Genomic DNA, 2,683 nt, shown 5'->3' on the forward strand with positions numbered 1-2,683 from the left:
GAACGAAGCGACTGGGTCGGCGCGAGCTGGCGAGCCCGTTACGACGGGTTGCGGCTCAACACGCCGGCGTGGATGTCGACGATGCCCGGGTATCGTGCGAGCCACCGTCGTTACGGAGAATATCCGGTCCGTGACGACTGGGTCCGGTACCTCCAGGACTACGTAGACCATCATCGGATCGATGTGCGGTTCGGCACGCCGGTTCACAAGGTGAGTGCGTCGCCTGGTGGCTGGCGAGTGGAGACCAGTGACGATGCGCTACAGGCACGCTTCGTCGTCATCGCGACCGGTTACGACCACGACCCTGACCTGCCGGACTGGCCGGGGCGGCAGGGATACGCGGGTGAGCTGATTCATTCCAGCGCCTACCGCAACCCGAGGCCGTACCGTGGCCGCGACGTTCTGGTGGTTGGGCCCAATGTGACAGGCTCCGAGGTTGCGAACCAGCTAGCCAAGGGCGGTGCGGCGCGCGTTCGGGTCGCGTGCCGGACCGTGCCGAACCTTGTTGCCCGCAAGTTCCTGGGCGTGACCGTCAATGTCCCCGGGCTCGCCTTGAACCACCTCCCGTTACGCGTAGCCGACGAGGTTGCATGGCTGATGCAGCGAATCTTGTTCGGCCGCCTCGACCGGTACGGGCTCCCACGGTCGCCCGAAGGGGTCGCGACCACGATGGTGCGTCGGCAACAAGCACCGGCGTACGACGACGGCTTCGTCGAGGAGCTAAGGGCCGGGCGCATCGAGATTGTCGCCGCGGTCGTCGGCTTCGACCAAAGTGATGTCGTGCTGGCGGACGGTGCGCGCATACAGCCCGATGCGGTGATCGCGGCGACCGGCTACCGCCGTGGCCTCGACGAGTTGGTCGGCCACCTGGGTGTCCTGGATTCCAACGGCGTTCCCCTGGTGAGTGGGGGCCAGGAGCATCCCTCGGCAGCGGGCCTCTTTTTCATTGGTTACCGAGTCGACCTCAGCGGTCAGCTGCGACTCATGCGCATCGATGCTCGTGCGATCGCCAAAGCGGTTCGACGTCAGCGCGCCGCCTGAGACGTAGTTGTGGAGTGGATCAACGGTTTGACACTTTGATGACGGCGTCCGTCGGCGCGTCACGTACAAGTGACTAATGACAAGCTCGTAGGGGCAGTATTTTGTCATCATGGCGGGTCGAACCTTCCTCCCCGCCAGCGACGTGGACCATCGAGGAATACGCCATTGGGGAGTTGGTGTCGGTGCGGCCATATCGACGCTCGTTCGAACCAGTCGAAGTGGTGCATCCAAACGACCTCGCTCATCGAACCACTGGCACCCCAGGCACGCCCCGTGCGCACTAGAGAGCACCGCATCGAGGGCGACTCCCGGATGCTGGACCGGCCACCGCGCCCGGTCGGTGCCGTGCACGTCCTCGTACTCGGCGCGCAGTCGTTCGCGCTGGCCCCAGAGCCTTCGTGCGATGTTCGTGCCGGTCGACGTCATCTTCCAGGAAATCCACGTGGACACCTCCTGGGGCGGAAACATCCCGTCGAAATACGGGCCCCACGCGCTTGCCTCTAGCTCCTCTGTCAAGCAGCGAGTGTCTGGGTCCCGATAGCGAGGTCCTCGCGTAACGCTGCGTAGACGACGTCTGAGAGTCGGCGTTTCAGAACGCGCAATGCTTCGAGACCGCTGTCGCCGTTGGCCTTACGCCGCTCCATCATTGCCTTGGCTGGCGGCGGGCGGTGAATCCGCATCGATCGGTGCCGCGGACATGTCGGGGCCTGACTGACGGTGGGACACCCCCCGATCAAGATCCGTCGCCCCGGAATGGTATGTGACCGGCCGAAAGAGTTCCGCCGCTTTCGCGCAATGGGTCACCAAGCAGCGGGCCGCGCGGGTCGGTCATCAACGGGCCGTACGCGACCACGGGGTGGCCTCGAAGTAGACGACATCTGAGGGTTTCAAGATTTCGTGTCGAGATGGCATGGCGATATAACGGACATCGTTGACCAGCGGTGACACGATACTGACGTGGACGGCACGGGGGACGGTCGCGGTGCGGTGACAGCAGCGGGAGTGTCCTGCGGGTCATGCGGCACAGAACTGCCCCCGAACTCCAAGTTCTGTAACGCATGCGGTACGCCCCTCACGCAGGCCACCCAGTCGGCTGAGTACAAGCAAGTCACGGTCCTCTTCGCCGACGTGGTGCGTTCGATGGACGTCGCGGCCGCGGTGGGCGCGGAGCGGCTGCGCGAGATCATGGCGGAGTTGGTTGAGCGTTGTGCTGCGGTGGTCCAGCGGTACGGCGGGACTGTGGACAAGTTCACGGGTGACGGCATCATGGCCGTCTTCGGCGCGCCAGTGGCATTGGAGGACCACGCGATTCGCGCGTGTCTGGCCGCCTTGGGCGTTCAGGAGGAGGTGAAGCGACTTGCCGTCGACGTCCGAGAGCGCGACGGCGTTGATCTGCAGCTGCGGGTGGGACTTAACTCCGGCCAGGTAATCGCTGGTGAGATCGGTTCTGGTGCTTTGGGTTACACCGCGATCGGTGAGCAGGTCGGGTTGGCGCAGCGGATGGAGTCGGTAGCGCCGCCAGGCGGGGTGATGCTCAGCGCGTCCACCGCGCGACTGGTCGATAGCTCAGCAGCCTTGGGCGAGGCCGAGTTGGTTCAGATCAAGGGTGCCGACGAGCCGGTGCCCGCCCATCGCCTGTTGG

At 64.9% G+C, this 2,683-nt stretch carries 2 protein-coding genes; both read left to right on the forward strand.

The window, feature by feature from the left end; all coding sequences use genetic code 11:
- Nucleotides 1–1,041 (forward strand): flavin-containing monooxygenase (locus QOC76_RS21405; RefSeq protein WP_526360138.1); only part of this gene is annotated, 1,041 nt, incomplete at its 5' end.
- A 957-nt stretch (nt 1,042–1,998) separates the two neighbouring features.
- A partial coding sequence (locus tag QOC76_RS21410; protein ID WP_526360140.1) for an adenylate/guanylate cyclase domain-containing protein occupies nt 1,999–2,683 on the forward strand: 685 nt, incomplete at its 3' end.

Origin of the sequence: Mycobacterium sp. (assembly GCF_032159565.1) — a bacterium.
Lineage (GTDB): Bacteria > Actinomycetota > Actinomycetes > Mycobacteriales > Mycobacteriaceae > Mycobacterium.